Source organism: Mesorhizobium sp. M2C.T.Ca.TU.002.02.1.1, assembly GCF_003997225.1.
In genome coordinates, this window is sequence record NZ_RZTO01000988.1 from 1 (window position 1) to 2,017 (window position 2,017).

Sequence of the window (2,017 nt, forward strand, 5' to 3'; positions counted from 1 at the left end):
GATCTGGGTGATGGCGCTTGCCGCGGTCGTCATCGCCGCCGCCGCCTATATCGGCCTGTCGATGGGCTTGAGCAGCCAGGCGGTCGAGCTCTCCGCGCTGGTGCGCACGCTGCCGCCCGCTTCGCGCGGCGACGTTACCCGCGCACCGCCCAAACAGGACGCGCCCGAGCCCGAGGCGCCGCAGCCGGTCGATTTCGCGCTGCTGCCGGAATTCAAGGCCGAAGCGCCGGACGATCTCAAAGGGGCGCTCAGCGGCACCGAGAGCGTCTCGCTGGCCAAACTGATCATCCAGTCGTCCAATCCCGAGCTCTTCCAGTCCGCGCGACCCACGCTGACGGAAGGCTACGAGCCGCTGATCGCGTCGATCGCCAAGGTGATCCTGGACAACAAGGAGCTGATCGGGAAAATCACCGTCGTCGGCCATACCGACAATGTGCGGCTGCAAAAATCCAATCCGTTTGCCAGCAACCAGCGCCTGTCGGAAGCGCGCGCCGAAACCATAGCCAAGCTTCTGGTGCAAGCCGGTGTGTCGGCGGAGAGCATCTCTTCCGAGGGCCGCGCCGAAACCGACCCGGTGGCGGACAACTCGACACGCGAGGGCCGCGCGCTCAACCGGCGCGTCGAGGTCCTGGTCGAGAAGAGGCTCTGAGATGTTCATCCTGCGCTTCCTCTGGGCCGTCATCACCTCGCGATTCCTGTGGACGCTGATCGGCATCGCGCTGCTTTCGCTGCTGATCTGGGTGTTCGGCCCGATCGTGCAGGTCGGCCCTTACGCGCCGTTCGAATCCGACAATGTGCGCATCGCCATCATCGCCGGGTTGATCATCCTCTGGCTGATCTGGCTGATCATCGCGCAGCGCCGCGCGATCCGCGCCAACCGCATGTTCGTCGCCGAGATCGCGGCGCCTGTTCAGGAAAAGCAGCTCACGCCCGGCGAAGAGAGCGTCGCGGCCGTCGGCGCCAAGTTCGGCGAGGTGATGGCCGAGCTCAAGCGCCGCAAGCTCGGCGGCCGCAAATTCCTGCGCGAAATGCCCTGGTATGTGATCGTCGGGCCGCCGGCCACCGGCAAGACGACGGCCTTGCGCCAATCCGGGCTCAATTTCCCGATCGACCTCACCGACGATTTGCAGGGCGTCGGCGGCACGCGCAATTGCGACTGGTTCTTCTCCGAGAACGCGGTGCTGATCGACACAGCGGGCCGCTATGTCCAGCAGGAAAGCCAGCCGGATGTCGACGCGGCGGAGTGGCTCGGCTTCCTCGATCTCTTGAAGAAGCATCGGGGCCGCCGCGCGCTCAACGGCGTCATCGTCGCTCTGTCCATCGATGCGCTCTCCGAAGGCGACGAGGCGATCAAGGCGCATGGCCGGAAAATCCGCCGCCGGCTGGCGGAGCTGAACGATCGGCTCGAGATCCGCCTGCCCGTCTACCTGATGCTGACCAAGGCCGACCTGATCAAAGGCTTCGAGGCCTTCTTCGGCGGCTTGTCGACGACGGCGCGCGAACAGGTGTGGGGAACGACTTTCCCGCTCGACGCCCGCGTCAACGCCGGCACGATCCAGACGGAACTTGCCAGGCTGGCCGCCGAGCTGGAGCGGCGGCTGGTGCCGCGGCTGGAAGACGAGGACAAGCTTGGCCAGCGCGCCGATATCTTCCGTTTCCCGGCGCAGTTGGCGAGCCTCTCCGAGCCGATCCAGGTGCTGGTCGAAGCAATGTTCGGCGAAAGCCGCTACGAGGAGGCCGCCTGGCTGCGCGGCCTTTATCTGACCTCGGCGACGCAGGAAGGCGCGCCCATCGACCGGCTGACCGCCGCCCTTTCCTCGTCCTTCGGATTGCCGCCCCGCCGCGCCATGCCGGCGGCGCGTGTCGAGAAGCGCAGCTTCTTCCTCAGGAACCTGCTAACCGAAGTGATCTTCAAGGAAGCCGGCCTCGGCACATTCGATCCGCTGGCGCAGCGCCGGCGCGCCTGGATCTGGCGCGGCGCGGCAGCCGCCTGCGCGCTGGCGGCGCTGCTCGCCGG

Annotated in this window: 2 protein-coding genes; both read left to right on the forward strand. The window is 66.7% G+C overall.

From position 1 onward, the window contains the following. A partial coding sequence (gene tssL / locus EOD07_RS32385) for a type VI secretion system protein TssL, long form (RefSeq protein ID WP_127238146.1) occupies positions 1-649 on the forward strand: 649 nt, incomplete at its 5' end. Between the two features lies 1 nt (position 650). After that, the coding region (gene tssM / locus EOD07_RS32390; RefSeq protein WP_127238147.1) for a type VI secretion system membrane subunit TssM at positions 651-2,017 on the forward strand (1,367 nt) is incomplete at its 3' end.